This window comes from Azospirillum sp. 11R-A (genome assembly GCF_049472615.1).
In the GTDB taxonomy this organism is placed as follows: Bacteria; Pseudomonadota; Alphaproteobacteria; order Azospirillales; family Azospirillaceae; genus Azospirillum; species Azospirillum palustre.
The window spans coordinates 261,153-275,121 of sequence record NZ_JBCEBL010000004.1 but is presented as its reverse complement, the minus strand read 5'-3'; the positions used below and the strand labels follow the sequence as shown (position 1 = coordinate 275,121).

The window sequence follows — 13,969 nt, the reverse complement described above, 5'->3', positions numbered from 1 at the left end:
TGCGGGTCGAGGGCACCGTGGATGGTTGCGCTCCCGACCGTTCCGTTGGACGCAGCATGGCGAAAGGATCCACCTGCCGATTGTACAGGTACGTCACCGGCGTTGAATGGAACGGCCTTGGCAGAGTCCCTGGCGGAGTCTCAGCCCTTGCGGAAGACGGACGGCGTCATGCCGCGCCGTTCCTTGAAGGCGCGGACGAAGTGCGAGGAATCGCAGAAGCCGACGGCGGCGGCCACCTCCGTCACCGACTGCTCGGTGTTGCGCAGCAGGAATTCGGCATGCTCCAGCCGCATGATCCGGTAGGCCTCGGTCGGCGTCATGCCCAGCGCGTTCTGGAAATGCCGCTCCATCTGGCGCCGGGCGGCTCCCAGCCGGCGGGCCATCTCCGCCACCGACAGCGGCACGTCGATGTTCTGCTGCATCAGCAGAAGCGCCTTCCGCACCACCTCGTCGTTGGTGGAGAAGTCGAGCGGGATGCCCGGCTGCGGCTTCTCCCCGCGCAGGGCGTCGTCGATGATCATGATGTGCAGGCTTTTGCGCGCCTGGGCCCGCCCGACATGCTTTTCCACGAGATAGGCTGCGAGATGGGCCGAACTCGTCCCGCCAGAGCAGGTCAGCCGGTCGCGGTCGACGATGAAGATCTGGTCGGAGACCGGCGTGATGCCGTCGAACTGCTCCAGGAAGTCGGCGTGGTGGAACCAGCTGATGCAGCAGCGGTATCCGTCCATCAGCCCGGCCCGCTGCAAAATGAAGGCGCCGGTACAGACGCCGACCAGCGGGATCTTCGCTGCCGCCGCCTGACGCAGATAGCGGATGTAGTCGGGGCTGAGGTTGGAGATCTCGTCGATCAGCCCGCCGATGACGACGATGTAGTCGAACTTTGCCGGATCGCCCAGCCGCTCGGTCGGCTGCATCAGCATGCCGCAGCTGGATGCCACCGGCCGCATCTGGTCGGACAGCACCGACCACTCGCAGAGGATCGGCCGGCTGCGGTCGCCTTCGTCGGCAGCCAGCCGCAGCACATCGACGAAATTGGCGAAGGCGCACAGCGTGAAGCGGTGGGCGAGGATGAAACCGACGGACAGGCGCGGTGCCGCGGAACGGTCCGGGAAGCGGCCCGGCCTGATGGCGTTTGCCTTGGCAATGATTGTCATGTGACCTCCGGCGGACGCACCGTCGCACAGGTGACATTAAACTGACGCATCCATTCTGTCCAAGGAAGGGTCGCTTCCCGATACTGTCAGCACATTGAACTTCGCGGTGCTGCCATGACCCGCTTCTCATTCTCCTCGCTGTTGACCAACGCGCTGACCGGCAACAAGAACTGGCAGCCTCAATGGCCCGATGCGGAACCGAAATCCGAATATGACGTCGTGATCGTCGGCGCGGGCGGGCATGGTCTGGGTGCAGCCTATTACCTCGCCAAGGAACACGGCATCACCAACGTGGCGGTGGTGGAGAAGGGGTGGCTCGGTGGCGGCAACACCGGCCGCAACACCACCATCATCCGCTCCAACTACCTGTACGACGAGAGCGCCCGGCTCTACGAGCATGCGGTGAAGCTGTGGGAAGGGCTGAGCCAGGAGCTGAACTACAACGTCATGTTCTCGCAGCGCGGCGTGATGATGCTGGCGCATACGGTCCATGACATCCAGAGCTTCAAGCGCCACATCCACTCCAACCGCCTGAACGGCATCGACAACGAGTGGCTGACGCCGGAGCAGGCCAAGGAATACTGCCCGCCGCTGAACATCGCCGCCAACGCCCGCTACCCGGTGATGGGTGCCGCGTTGCAGCGGCGCGGCGGCACCGCCCGCCACGATGCGGTTGCCTGGGGCTATGCGCGGGCCGCGTCGGCGCGCGGGGTGGACATCATCCAGAATTGCCCGGTGACCGCGATCCGCCGCGACGCCTCCGGCCGCGTCACCGGCGTTGAGACGGCGCGCGGCTTCATCAAGGCCAAGAAGGTCGCGGTGTCGGCCGCCGGCAACACCTCGGTGGTGATGGACACCGCCGGCGTCCGGCTGCCGCTGGAAAGCTATCCGTTGCAGGCGCTGGTGTCGGAACCGATCAAGCCGGCCTTCCCCTGCGTGGTGATGTCCAACACGGTGCACGCCTACATCAGCCAGTCCGACAAGGGCGAACTGGTCATCGGGTCGGGCACCGACCAGTACACCTCCTACAGCCAGCGCGGCGGTCTGCCGCTGATCGAACACACCGTCGCCGCCATCTGCGAGGTGTTCCCGATCTTCAACCGCATGCGCATGCTGCGCAAATGGGGCGGCATCGTCGATGTCACGCCCGACCGCTCGCCGATCATCGCCAAGACGCCGGTGCCGGGGCTCTACGTCAATTGCGGCTGGGGAACCGGCGGTTTCAAGGCGACGCCGGGGTCGGCCAACGTCTTCGCCCACACCATCGCCCGCGACGAGCCGCACCCGATCAACGCGCCCTTCACGCTGGAACGCTTCAAGACCGGGCGGCTGATCGACGAGGCCGCCGCCGCCGCCGTCGCGCATTGAGGAGACGATCATGCTGCTCATCCGCTGCCCCTATTGCGAAGCAGAGCGCCCGGAGGTGGAGTTCACCTATGCCGGCGAGGCGCACATCGCGCGCCCGGCGGACCCCTCCGCCCTGTCCGACGACGAATGGCGCGACTTCCTGTTCATCCGCACCAACCCGCGCGGCCGGCATTTCGAGCGCTGGCGCCACATGCATGGCTGCGGCCGCTTCTTCAACGCGGTGCGCGACACCGTGACCGACAAATTCTCCATGACCTACAAGGCCGGGGCTCCGCGTCCGAGCGACGAGGAGATCGCGCGCGCTTCCAGCGCCGCCGCCGACTCCGCTGCCGCCTCCGCCGCCAGCGTCAAGGATGCACGTCCATGAGCAATTTCCGCATTGCCGGCAAGGGCAGGGTCAACCGCAGCCGCCAGCTCCGCTTCACCTTCGACGGCGTGGATTACAACGGCTATGAGGGCGACACGCTGGCGTCCGCGCTTCTGGCGAACGGCGTCCATCTCGTCGGGCGGTCCTTCAAGTACCATCGGCCGCGCGGCATCCTGACCGCCGGGTCGGAGGAGCCGAACGCGCTGGTTGGCAGCAACCGCGGCAACGGCCGGTTCGAGCCGAACACCCGGGCGACGGTGCTGGAGGTCTTCGAAGGGCTGAAGACCGAGAGCCAGAACCGCTGGCCGTCGCTGACCCGCGACATCGGCGCGGTCAACGACGCGCTCTACATGCTGTTTTCGGCCGGCTTCTACTACAAGACCTTCATGTGGCCGAAGAGCTTCTGGGACAAGGTCTACGAGCCGGTCATCCGCAACGCCGCCGGCCTGGGCAAGGCGCCGACCGCCCCCGATCCCGACACCTATGCCAGCCGCTTCGCCCATTGCGACGTGCTGGTCGTCGGCGGCGGTGCCGCCGGTCTTGCCGCGGCGCTGGAAGCGGGCCGCAGCGGCGCGTCGGTCATCCTGTGCGACGAGCAGTCGGAAATCGGCGGCTCGCTCCTGGCGGAGCCGACGGCCGAGATCAACGGGCAACTGGCCTGGGACTGGCTGGAGGACACCAACGCCGCGCTGGCGGCGATGCCGAACGTCACCGTGCTGCCGCGCACCACGGCCATCGGCTACTACCACCAGAATTTCGTCGGCCTGTGCCAGCGGCTGACCGACCATCTGCGCATCGTGCCGGACGGCGCCCCGCGTGAGCGGATGTGGAAGGTGCGCGCCAAGCAGGTGGTGCTGGCCCAGGGCGCCATCGAGAAGCCGCTGGTGTTCGCCGGCAACGACCGGCCGGGCGTGATGCTGGCGGGGGCCGCCCGCACCTACCTGAACCGCTATGGCGTCAAGGTCGGCAACCGGGTCGTCGCGGTCACCAGCCATGACAGCGCCTGGCATGCCGCCTTCGACCTTGCCAAGGCGGGGGTGGAGGTCGCGGCCATCGTCGATGTCCGCGGGACCGTGCCGACCCAGCTTGTCGCGGCGGCCGACGCGCTGCGCATCAGGACGCTGATCGGCTGGACCGTCACCGGGACCAAGGGCCGGCTGCGCGTCTCCTCGGTGCGGGTCAATCCGGTCGGCTCCGGAGGCAAGGTCGGCGGTGCCGAGACCATCGCCTGCGACGCCCTGCTGATGTCGGGCGGCTGGACCCCCAGCATCCATCTGTTCTCGCACACCCAGGGGTCGCTGACCTGGAACGAGGACGGCCAGATGTTCCTGCCCGGTCGCGGCAAGGAGGAGTGCCGTCTGGCCGGCGCCGGCAAGGGCCGTTTCGGGCTGAAGGCCGCCTTCGAGGACGGTGCCGCCGCCGGCGCCGCCGCTGCCGCGGATGCCGGGTTCGGCGTCGAGCCGGCCGCCTACCATGTGGAGGGCGAGCTGTCCTTCACCGGGGTGACCGGCCGCGAGCTGCCGACCGACCTCGATCCGGGCCACGCCAAGGCGTTCGTCGATTTCCAGAACGACGTGATGGCCAAGGACATCCGGCTGGCGGTGCGCGAGGGCTTCAAATCCATCGAGCACATCAAGCGCTACACCACCAACGGCATGGCGACGGACCAGGGCAAGCTGTCCAACATCAACGGTCTGGCCGTCGCCTCCGATGCTCTGAAGCGGCCGATCCCGGCCGTGGGCCTGACCACCTTCCGCCCGCCCTACACCCCGACCAGTTTCGGCACCTTCGCCGGCTACAACAAGGGTGCACTGTTCGAGGTGACGCGCAAGACGCCGATCGACGGCTGGGCCGAGGAAAACGGCGCGGTGTACGAGCCGGTGTCGCTGTGGCGCCGCGCCTGGTACTTCCCGCAGGTCGGCGAGGACATGCACGCCGCGGTGGCGCGCGAATGCAAGGCGGTGCGCTCGTCGCTCGGCATGTTCGACGCCTCCACCCTCGGCAAGATCGAGATCGTCGGTCCCGACGCCGCCGAGTTCATGAACCGCATGTACACCAACGCCTGGGCCAAGCTGGCGCCCGGCCGCTGCCGCTACGGCCTGCTGCTTGGCGAGGACGGCTTCATCCGCGACGACGGCGTGATCGGGCGTCTGGCGCATGACCGCTTTCACGTCACCACCACCACCGGCGGTGCGGCGCGCGTGCTGGGCATGATGGAGGATTACCTCCAAACCGAATGGCCCGACCTGAAGGTCTGGCTGACCTCGACCACCGAACAATGGTCGGTGATCGCGCTGCAAGGTCCGAACGCCCGCAAGCTGATCGAGCCGTTCGTCGAGGGCATCGACCTGTCGGAAGGCGCCTTCCCGCACATGGCGGTGGCGACCGGCAAAATCTGCGGCGTGCCGACCCGGCTGTTCCGCGTCTCCTTCACCGGCGAACTCGGCTTCGAGATCAACGTGCCGGCCCGCTACGGCCGCGCAGTGTGGGAAAAACTGTTCGAGGCCGGGCAGCGCTTCGGCATCACCCCCTACGGCACCGAGACGATGCACGTCCTGCGCGCCGAGAAGGGCTACATCATCGTCGGGCAGGACACGGACGGCACGCTGACGCCGGACGATGCCGGTCTGTCCTGGGCCGTCGGCAAGACCAAGCCGGACTTCGTCGGCAAACGCTCCCTGTCCCGCCCGGACATGCTGGTGGCGGACCGCAAGCAGTTGGTCGGCCTGCTGACCAGCGATCCGAAGACCGTGCTGGAGGAGGGGGCGCAGATCGTCCTCGACCCCAACCAGCCGGTGCCGATGGACATGGTCGGCCATGTGACCTCGTCCTACTGGAGCGCCGAGCTGGGGCGGTCCGTCGCCTTTGCGGTGATCCAGGGCGGCCGGTCCCTGCAGGGCAAGACCGTGCATGTGCCGATGCCGGACAAGGTCCATGCCGCGACCATCACCGGCATGGTGTTCGTCGATCCCGAGAACAAGCGTCTCAGCGCATAGGAGGCTTACCCATGCTTCTGGCCAATCACCCGTTGCTGGGCAAGACGATCACCGGCGACACCGCGAGCAAGCTGACCATCCGCGCGGCCGACGACGTTGCCCGCTTCAGCCTGCGCATTGATCCCGCCGCCGTCCAGGCGGCCGGGGCCGCCTTCGGCACGCCGCTCCCCACCCGCATCGGCGGGATGGTGGAGGCCGGCGGCCGGATGGCGCTGCAACTCGGCCCCGACGAATGGGTGCTGACGGCGCCGATCGCCGAGAGCGACGGCATCGCCGATGCCTTCGCCGCCCTTGGGGAGACGCACAGCCTCGTCGATATCGGCCATCGCGAGGTCGGCATCATGGTGGAGGGGGAGGCCGCGGCACTCGCCCTGCGCTCGGCCATCGCCTTCGATGTCGGGGCGATGGCGGTCGGCACCGGCTGCCGCACCCTGTTCGACAAGGCGCAGATCGTCCTGATCCGCGAGGACAAGAACCGCTTCCGGATCGAGGTCTGGCGCTCCTTCGCCGACCATGTCTGGGGAATCCTGCACGCCGTCAGCCGCGAAATCGCGCTCGGCCTCTGATCGAGAGAACCGCACATGACCCGTCATCAGTCCCTGCCGAAATCCGATCTCACCGATGCCGCGATTGCGGCGGCCATCGGGCGCGAATTGAACCGCCAGAAGTACGAGATCGAGCTGATCGCCTCGGAAAACATCGTCTCGGCGGATGTGCTGGCCGCCCAGGGCTCCATCCTCACCAACAAGTACGCCGAGGGCTATCCGGGCCGCCGCTATTACGGCGGGTGCGAGTTCGTGGACGAGGTCGAGACCATCGCCATCGACCGCGCCAAGCAGCTGTTCGGCGCCGGCTTCGTCAATGTCCAGCCGCATTCGGGTGCCCAGGCCAATCAGGCGGTGTTCCTGGCCCTGCTTCAGCCGGGCGACCGGGTGATGGGCATGTCGCTGGCCCATGGCGGCCACCTGACCCACGGCTCGCCGGTGACGATGTCGGGCAAGTGGTTCGACATCGTCAGCTACGAGGTGCGCGAGAGCGACCAGCTGATCGACTATGACGCCCTGCGCACCAAGGCGCTGGAGACCAAGCCGAAGCTGATCGTCGCCGGTGCCTCTGCCTATCCGCGGGTGATCGACTTCGCCGAGTTCCGTCGCATCGCCGACGAGATCGGCGCTTATCTGATGGTGGACATGGCCCATTACGCCGGTCTGGTCGCCACCGGCCAGTATCCGGACCCGCTGCCGCATGCCCATGTGGTGACCACCACCACGCACAAGACCCTGCGCGGCCCGCGCGGCGGCATGATCCTGACCAACGACGAGGCGCTGGCCAAGAAGTTCAACTCGGCGGTGTTCCCGGGCAACCAGGGCGGTCCGCTGATGCATGTCATCGCCGCCAAGGCGGTCGCCTTCGGCGAGGCGCTGACCCCGGAGTTCAAGGCCTATGCCGCGCAGGTGGTCGCCAACGCCAAGGTGCTTTCCAGTACGCTGGTCAAGGGCGGGCTGGACATCGTGTCCGGCGGCACCGACTGCCACATGGTGCTGGTCGATCTGCGGCCGAAAGGCGTGAAGGGCCGTGACGCGGAGCGCGCGCTGGAGCGGGCCGGCCTGACCTGCAACAAGAACGCCATCCCGTTCGACCCAGAAAAGCCGGCGGTGACCTCCGGCGTCCGTCTCGGCACCGCGGCGGGCACCACCCGCGGCTTCGGCGAGGCGGAGTTCGCCCGCATCGGCGAACTGATCCTGACCGTCATCGACGCCCTTGCCACCGCCGGACCGGAGGGCAATGCCGAGGTCGAGAAGCGCGTGCATGGCGAAGTCCGCGAGTTGTGCGAGCGCTTCCCGATCTACGGGTGACCGGGACACGTGCCGCTGGGAAATCCTGCTTAAGGCCAACTGTTTGACCTGACGAGGCGCGCGATGTTTCTCAGCGTTTTCGATGTGTTCAAGATCGGCATCGGCCCGTCGTCGTCGCACACGATGGGGCCGATGACCGCGGCGGTGCGGTTCCTCGACATGCTGCGGGCGTCGGCGGATGCCGCACCCGCGGCGATCACGGTCCGGCTGCACGGCTCGCTCGCCTTCACCGGCAAGGGGCATGCGACGGACCGGGCGGTGCTGCTTGGGCTTCTCGACTACCGGCCGGACAACCTCAATGTCGATGAAGCCGAGGAGCGGATCGCCGAGCTATGGCGGACGCGGCGGCTGCACCCGGTCGGTTTGCCGGCTCTGGACTTCGATCCGGAAACCGACCTGGTCTTCGACTTCGGGCCGCCGCTGTCCGGCCATGCCAACGGGCTGGTTTTCCAGGCATTGGACCCGGCCGGTAAGGTGACGCTGTCGGAGATCTTCTATTCCATCGGTGGCGGCTTCGTCGTCACAGCGGCGGAGCGGGAAGCTCCGCCGACGGTGTTCGCGAGCGAGTCCGCCGGCTGGCCCTATCCTTTCCACAACGCCGCGGCGATGCTGCGGATGGCGCGGGAGAGCGGCGCGTCCATCGCCGAGATGAAGCGCGCCAACGAGATCGTCGTCCGCTCCCCTGCCGAGGTGGACGAGAAGCTCGGCGCGGTCTGGGCGGCGATGAACGGCTGCATCGAGCGTGGCCTTAGCCTGGATGGCCAACTGCCCGGCAGCCTCAAGGTCAAGCGGCGGGCCAAGGCCATCCATCAGCAGCTTCTGCGCGAGCGCGGGGCCAATTCGAGCTTGCCGCACGTTGCGTCCGACTGGCTCGCCATTTATGCGATGGCGGTCAACGAGGAGAATGCGGCCGGCGGCAGGGTGGTGACCGCGCCGACCAACGGGGCGGCCGGCGTCGTGCCGGCGGTGCTCCGCTATTACCTCGATCATTGCGCCGGAGCGGAGCCGGCCAAGGTCGCCGATTTCCTGCTGACCGCCGCGGCCATCGGCGGGCTGATCAAGCACAACGCGTCGATCTCTGGGGCGGAGGCCGGCTGCCAGGGCGAGGTCGGGTCGGCCGCCGCCATGGCCGCGGCGGGGTTGTGCGCCGTGCTGGGCGGGACGCCGGAGCAGGTGGAGAATGCCGCTGAAATCGCGCTGGAGCATCACCTCGGCATGACCTGCGACCCGGTTGCCGGTCTGGTCCAGGTGCCCTGCATCGAGCGCAACGCCATCGGCGCCACCAAGGCGGTGGCCGCGGCGTCCCTGGCGCTGCGCGGCGATGGCCAGCACTTCATGCCGCTCGACAACTGCATCCAGGCGATGCGGCAGACCGGCGAGGAAATGAGCACCAAGTTCAAGGAGACCAGCCTGGGCGGGCTTGCGGTCAATCTGCCGGAGTGCTGACGCTCTCCGCCGTCTTGCCGCCAGCCTCACCGCCAATCTCTCCGTCGTCAGCCGAGGTCGATCCCCATGGGCAACGGCGTCCGGATATTCGCCGCATTGGAAGGCGATTTGGAGGCGGTGCTGGCCTGCGGCTGGCTGCTGTCGATGAATCCAGGCGTGACCGTCACGGCCGGCCCTCCGGACCGCGGGCCGGGTGCCGGACTGTGCGCACGCGGTTATATGGATCCGCATATTCTCACGCAGGACCACGGCAACGACGCGCTGTTGCTTGGCGCGGCAAGCCAGGCGCGCCGCCTTGCGGCCCTTCTCCCCGGTGAGGGAGCGCTCGACCTGAGCCATGATCCGCCGATCGGGAGGTTCGATCTGCTGGTGGCCGGCAGGCCGCAGCCCGGCAAGCCAACCGGCTGGAGTGCCGATGCGCAGCGGTTCGGCGCGGTTCTGGTCGCCCCGCGCGAGACACCGTCCCACCTGGGGCGAAGCATTGCCATCCTGGCGGACGGGCCACCACGCGAACTGAAATCCTTCCGCATCGCCCGACGGCTCTTCCCGGCCATCGCGTCGGTTCACCTGATTCTCGACGAGCGCACCGATCCGGCTGCTACGGACGAGTGGCTGCGGCAACTGGACTGCCGGTGTCCGGTCCGGCTTTCGATGGTGCGGCCGACCACCGATGCGCAGAGCGCCGCCAGTCTCGACGCCGGCGGCGATCTTCTGGTGGTGGAGCGTCCGGCGCGCTTCTGGACTTCCATCGGTTTCGAGTGGCGGCTGGCCGCTCTTCTCGATCGCACGGCAGGGGCGGTGCTGTTCGCCCTTTGAGCGCGAAGCGTCATTCCAGCCGCTCACCCAGCTTCATCCGCATCAGCACCAGTTCCGGGGCATTGCGGGCCTCCATCTTCTCCAGCACGCGGGCGCGGTGGGTTTCGACCGTGCGGATGCCGATAGCGAGGCGGGTGGCGATGGTCTTGTTGGGCAGGCCCTGGGCGACCATCTCCATCACCTCCAGTTCGCGCGGGCTGAGCAGGGCGAGGCGGCGACGGATTTCCCCGACTTCCGCATCGGCGCTGCGCGCGGCGAGGTCACGCGCGAACGCCTCCTGCACTCGCTCGATCAGCAGATCCTCATCGAACGGCTTTTGCAGGAAATCAACCGCCCCGGCCCGGAAGGCCCGCACCGCGGCGGTGACGTCGCCATGGCCGGTGATGACGATCACGGGCAGGGTCAGTCCGCGCCGGATCATCTCCTGCTGCAAATCCAGCCCGTCCATGCCCGGCATGCGGATGTCGAGAATGGCGCAGCCCGGCTGGTCGGGGGATGCCGTCTCCAGGAATTCGGCGGCCGACGCGCAGCAGCGTACGGCCAACCCGGCCAGATCGAGGTGAAGCGCCAGGGCATCGCGCACGGCCTCGTCGTCGTCCACCACGAAAGCCACCGGGGTGGCTCCGGAGTCCGCGGCGGGAGTCTCGGTCGTCATGCGGGCTCTCCGTTTTTGCCCGCGGCATGAGCGGGAATGGTGAACTGGAACACGGTACCGCCAATGGGACCGCCAACGGTGCCGCCATCCGTTCCGCTTCTTGCGGTCAGGGTGCCGCCATGGCTCTCGACGATGGTGCGGACGATGGAGAGCCCAAGCCCCATGCCGGTCGGCTTGGTGGTGACGAAGGGGGCGAACAGGTTGCGCTCCACCACTTCGGCAAGGCCGGGTCCGGTGTCGCGCACGCCGATGGCGACGAAGCCGGGCTGCGCGGCGGGGCAAGCGAAGATCACGATGCGGCGCCGGGGGGCCTGGGCGGACGGACCGCCATTTGCGACGTCGCCCATCGCTTCCGCGGCATTGCGGACGAGGTTGAGAATCGCCTGCTGCAATTGGACCGCGTCGCCGTCAACAGTCGGCAGGGGGGCGGGAAGGGCAGGGTCGATTTCGGCGACGATCTCCACCGCATGGCGGCTGGCCAGCGGGCCGGCCAGCGTCAGGCAATCGGCGATCAGCGTGGCGACCGGCAGCGGGGCGCGGTCGCTGGCGCCTTTGCGCACGAAATCGCGCAGGCTGCGGATGACCCGGTCCGCCCGCTCCGCCTGGGTGACGGTCTTGTCGAGGATCTCGGTCAGGCGAGGGGAGGCCCCTTCGAGCCGCGCGACCTTGCGGGCAGCGCGGGCGTAGCCCATCGTCGCCGCCAGCGGCTGGTTCAGCTCATGGGCCAGCGCCGCCGTCATCTCGCCCGCCTCGATCAGGCGGGAGGCGTGGGCGAGGTCGGACTGCCGCACCCGCAGCCTATCCTCCGCCCGGCGTCGCTCGCTGACCACCGCGCCCAGCAGCAGGATGGTGACGGCCAGCGTCAGCATCAGCAGCTGGAAATGCGCCATGCGGTCGGTGTCGACGCCGGTCACCTGGATGGCGGCGATCAGCCCGGCCTGCGTGGCGACCGAGGCCACCACCGCGCCGACCAGCCCATACCGCACGGCGATGGCAATTGATGGTAGAAACAACAGATAGAAATGCTCGTACTGCGAGGAGGCGAGCGGGCCGAAATCGAGCCACAGGGTGAAGCCGATCAGCCCCCCTTGCGCCAGCGTCTCCGCCGCACCGCTCCAGGACCAGCGCAGGGCCGGCATCCGCCGGCCGATCAGCACCAGCGGCGTCAGAACGGCGATGCCGATGACTTCGCCCGTCCAATAGCGCAGCAGCACCTCGGGAAAGTTCGTCCACGCGAACAGCCCGGCCGCGGTGTGGATGGCGATGAAGCACAGACCGATGCCCAGCACCGCCGCGGCGCTGCCGCCCAGCAGCAGGACGATGTCGCGCAGCCGGGACAGACCCGGATCGATTGCGCGGCGCAGCAGCCATCCTGCGATCCCATAGCCCAAGGCGACGACGCCGTTCGCCAGGAACGGGGTCCACAGCGTCATGGGCAGAAGCGTTATGGGCAGATCGCGGACGACGAGGTCGGCGGCGGTCAGGGCCAGCCAGACCAGGGGCACGGCGCGGACGCCGAACAGCACTGACACCCCCATCATCAGCCCGGCCGGCGGGTTCCACGGCGTGATGTTGATGGACGAGACCGCATGGATGAAGCTGATCCAATCCAGGAACAGGTGGACGGCCAGATAGGCCGGAACGAACATCCATTTGCGGCGGACAATCTGCGACATGGGGCGATGGTAACGCCAACCCACTCCGACTGCATCAAGTGAAATCGCCGGGCCCGTATTACTACGGACAGCCTGCGGCGTCGGATGCGGTCCCTTCGGGTCCGTATTTCCCGGCATGGACAGACTGCCGCCGACTTCCGATCATTGAGCTGTTTCCTGCAGAGCGATTTCCGGCAGGCAACGGACCGCACCGGAACAAAAGGACCGGAGACCCCAAGCGACCGGAACCGTCACGATGGCAAGCCTCAAGCGCATTCTGCTGGCAACCGACCTGGAACCGAAATCGGACCGCGCCCTGGAGCGCGCCGTTCAGCTCGCCCATCGGTTCGATGCGGAGCTGACGGCGCTGCATGTCGTCGACGGCAAGGGCGGCCGCTATGGCTGCCTGCCGCTCCACCATGTTGAAGGCGAACTGCAACGCCACATCCTGTCGGCAAGCGGCGGGGCGGGCATCCGGGCGCAGGCGGTCGCGGTGCGCGGAGATGCGGTGGAACACCGGGTCGCCGGCTATGCCGGTTTGTGGCGTCCTGACCTTCTGGTGGTTGGCCTGCACCAGCGCGACCGGGTGGCGGACCTGTTCCTGGCCTCCACCGTCGAGCGCATCGCGATTGCCGATGGAACGCCGATGCTGATCGTGCGCGACAAGCCGCTCCAGCCCTATCTGCGGGCGCTGGTGCCGGTCGATTTTTCCGAACGGTCGCGCTCTTCGGTGGAATCGGCGCGCATGCTGATGGCGGAGGGATGCATCCACCTGCTGCATGTCGCCGATCTGCCGGAAGCGTCGGCACTGGACAAGGCACAGGTGGAGCACGATTTCCGGAGCGTGCTCGGCCCCCAGGGGGAAGGGCCGCCGGGTGGGGTGGAGGTGGAGACGATCCTGTTGACCGGCTCTCCCGGACAGCGGATCGTCGGACTGGTCCGGCAGGGGCGGTACGATCTGGTCGCAATGGGCTCCGCCCGGCGCAGCGGCGTTTCCCGCGCCCTGCTGGGCAGCACGGCGTCCGAGGTGATCGACGTGCTGCCCTGTGACGTGCTGATCGGTGGCGTGGGAATGGGAATGGGCTCCGGCTGGTCCCCGGCGCCCGCACCCACACTTTGCCCCTGATGGGCCTGAATGGAGAACCGGATGACCATCGCTGACCATTTTTCCGCTTCCGATGTGATTCTCGATGCCGCGCCCGGCAACAAGGCGGCGCTGCTCGACCAGTTGGCGGCGGAGGCTGCCGGCCGCAGCGGGCGGCCGGCGCCCGAGATCCTGGAAGCCTTGCAGGCGCGGGAGAAGATCGGCTCCACCGCGCTCGGCAGGGGCGTGGCGCTTCCCCACACGGAGCTTGCCGATCTGGCGGCCCCGGTCGTCCTGTTCGCCCGTCTCCAGCGCGCGGTCGATTTCGACGCGCGCGACGACGAGCCGGTCGATCTGGTCTTCCTGGCGCTCTGGCCGGCATCGAACCGCAAGGGGCTGCTGGCGGCCATGGCGGAAATCTGCGGGGCATTGCGCGATCCGCAGTCGTTGCGCCGGCTGCGCGGCGCCAAGACCGCCGACGACGCGGCCCAGATCGTCGTCCAGGCCGTTGCCCAGGACGAGGACGACCGGGACTGCAACGACGCATCCCCCGGCTTCTGACGCCGTCCATC

General features: G+C 68.0%; 12 protein-coding genes. 9 read left to right on the top strand and 3 right to left on the bottom strand.

What is annotated here, in order from left to right:
- Positions 1 to 140 precede the first annotated feature (140 nt).
- Positions 141 to 1,154 carry a GlxA family transcriptional regulator gene (locus VH569_RS08790; RefSeq protein WP_423315005.1) on the bottom strand — a complete coding sequence of 338 codons (1,014 nt, stop codon included), beginning with the start codon at positions 1,152 to 1,154 and terminating at the stop codon, positions 141 to 143.
- 114 nt (positions 1,155 to 1,268) lie between these two features.
- Between VH569_RS08790 and VH569_RS08785 the strand changes: the two genes are divergently transcribed.
- From VH569_RS08785 to VH569_RS08755, 7 genes are all read left to right on the top strand, one after another.
- On the top strand, positions 1,269 to 2,522 hold the full coding sequence (locus VH569_RS08785) for a sarcosine oxidase subunit beta family protein (protein WP_109047642.1): 1,254 nt from the start codon (positions 1,269 to 1,271) through the stop codon (positions 2,520 to 2,522).
- Between the two features lie 10 nt (positions 2,523 to 2,532).
- Positions 2,533 to 2,889, top strand: coding sequence for a sarcosine oxidase subunit delta (locus VH569_RS08780; protein ID WP_423315004.1), 357 nt, complete (start codon positions 2,533 to 2,535; stop codon positions 2,887 to 2,889).
- Entirely contained in the window at positions 2,886 to 5,885 is a 3,000-nt protein-coding gene (locus tag VH569_RS08775) for a sarcosine oxidase subunit alpha (protein WP_423315003.1), read from the top strand. Before VH569_RS08780 ends, VH569_RS08775 begins: the two co-directional genes overlap by 4 nt.
- 11 nt (positions 5,886 to 5,896) lie before the next feature.
- Positions 5,897 to 6,451 carry a sarcosine oxidase subunit gamma gene (locus tag VH569_RS08770; RefSeq protein ID WP_423315002.1) on the top strand — a complete coding sequence of 185 codons (555 nt, stop codon included), beginning with the start codon at positions 5,897 to 5,899 and terminating at the stop codon, positions 6,449 to 6,451.
- A gap of 15 nt (positions 6,452 to 6,466) precedes the next feature.
- Positions 6,467 to 7,741, top strand: coding sequence for a serine hydroxymethyltransferase (glyA, locus tag VH569_RS08765; RefSeq protein WP_423315001.1), 1,275 nt, complete (start codon positions 6,467 to 6,469; stop codon positions 7,739 to 7,741).
- 63 nt (positions 7,742 to 7,804) lie between these two features.
- On the top strand, positions 7,805 to 9,187 hold the full coding sequence (locus VH569_RS08760) for an L-serine ammonia-lyase (protein ID WP_423315000.1): 1,383 nt from the start codon (positions 7,805 to 7,807) through the stop codon (positions 9,185 to 9,187).
- 66 nt (positions 9,188 to 9,253) lie between these two features.
- Complete coding sequence (locus VH569_RS08755) at positions 9,254 to 10,003, top strand: hypothetical protein (RefSeq protein ID WP_423314999.1); 750 nt, start codon at positions 9,254 to 9,256, stop codon at positions 10,001 to 10,003.
- A 10-nt stretch (positions 10,004 to 10,013) separates the two neighbouring features.
- On the opposite strand, the gene VH569_RS08750 is transcribed toward VH569_RS08755, so the two are convergent.
- The gene (locus tag VH569_RS08750; RefSeq protein WP_423314998.1) at positions 10,014 to 10,658 is read right to left on the bottom strand and encodes a response regulator transcription factor; all 645 of its coding nucleotides are present in this window, start codon (positions 10,656 to 10,658) and stop codon (positions 10,014 to 10,016) included.
- Positions 10,655 to 12,334 carry an ATP-binding protein gene (locus tag VH569_RS08745; RefSeq protein WP_423314997.1) on the bottom strand — a complete coding sequence of 560 codons (1,680 nt, stop codon included), beginning with the start codon at positions 12,332 to 12,334 and terminating at the stop codon, positions 10,655 to 10,657. The genes VH569_RS08750 and VH569_RS08745 overlap by 4 nt, the downstream gene beginning before the upstream one ends.
- Positions 12,335 to 12,569: 235 nt before the next feature.
- Between VH569_RS08745 and VH569_RS08740 the strand changes: the two genes are divergently transcribed.
- Both VH569_RS08740 and VH569_RS08735 read left to right on the top strand, forming a co-directional pair.
- Positions 12,570 to 13,439: a universal stress protein gene (locus VH569_RS08740; RefSeq protein WP_423314996.1), complete on the top strand. Its 870-nt coding sequence runs from the start codon at positions 12,570 to 12,572 to the stop codon at positions 13,437 to 13,439.
- Between the two features lie 21 nt (positions 13,440 to 13,460).
- Positions 13,461 to 13,958 (top strand): PTS sugar transporter subunit IIA, encoded by a 498-nt coding sequence (locus VH569_RS08735; RefSeq protein WP_423314995.1) that lies wholly within the window; start codon positions 13,461 to 13,463, stop codon positions 13,956 to 13,958.
- Positions 13,959 to 13,969: the final 11 nt, after the last annotated feature.

Excerpts from the sequence above, each read along its gene's own strand:
- VH569_RS08750 (WP_423314998.1), bottom strand. The coding sequence starts at position 10,658 with ATGACGACCGAGACTCCCGCCGCGGACTCCGGAGCCACCCCGGTGGCT.
- VH569_RS08745 (WP_423314997.1), bottom strand. The coding sequence starts at position 12,334 with ATGTCGCAGATTGTCCGCCGCAAATGGATGTTCGTTCCGGCCTATCTG.
- VH569_RS08790 (WP_423315005.1), bottom strand. The coding sequence starts at position 1,154 with ATGACAATCATTGCCAAGGCAAACGCCATCAGGCCGGGCCGCTTCCCG.
- VH569_RS08775 (WP_423315003.1), top strand. The coding sequence starts at position 2,886 with ATGAGCAATTTCCGCATTGCCGGCAAGGGCAGGGTCAACCGCAGCCGC.
- VH569_RS08755 (WP_423314999.1), top strand. The coding sequence starts at position 9,254 with ATGGGCAACGGCGTCCGGATATTCGCCGCATTGGAAGGCGATTTGGAG.
- VH569_RS08740 (WP_423314996.1), top strand. The coding sequence starts at position 12,570 with ATGGCAAGCCTCAAGCGCATTCTGCTGGCAACCGACCTGGAACCGAAA.
- VH569_RS08780 (WP_423315004.1), top strand. The coding sequence starts at position 2,533 with ATGCTGCTCATCCGCTGCCCCTATTGCGAAGCAGAGCGCCCGGAGGTG.
- VH569_RS08770 (WP_423315002.1), top strand. The coding sequence starts at position 5,897 with ATGCTTCTGGCCAATCACCCGTTGCTGGGCAAGACGATCACCGGCGAC.
- VH569_RS08760 (WP_423315000.1), top strand. The coding sequence starts at position 7,805 with ATGTTTCTCAGCGTTTTCGATGTGTTCAAGATCGGCATCGGCCCGTCG.
- VH569_RS08735 (WP_423314995.1), top strand. The coding sequence starts at position 13,461 with ATGACCATCGCTGACCATTTTTCCGCTTCCGATGTGATTCTCGATGCC.
- VH569_RS08785 (WP_109047642.1), top strand. The coding sequence starts at position 1,269 with ATGACCCGCTTCTCATTCTCCTCGCTGTTGACCAACGCGCTGACCGGC.
- glyA (WP_423315001.1), top strand. The coding sequence starts at position 6,467 with ATGACCCGTCATCAGTCCCTGCCGAAATCCGATCTCACCGATGCCGCG.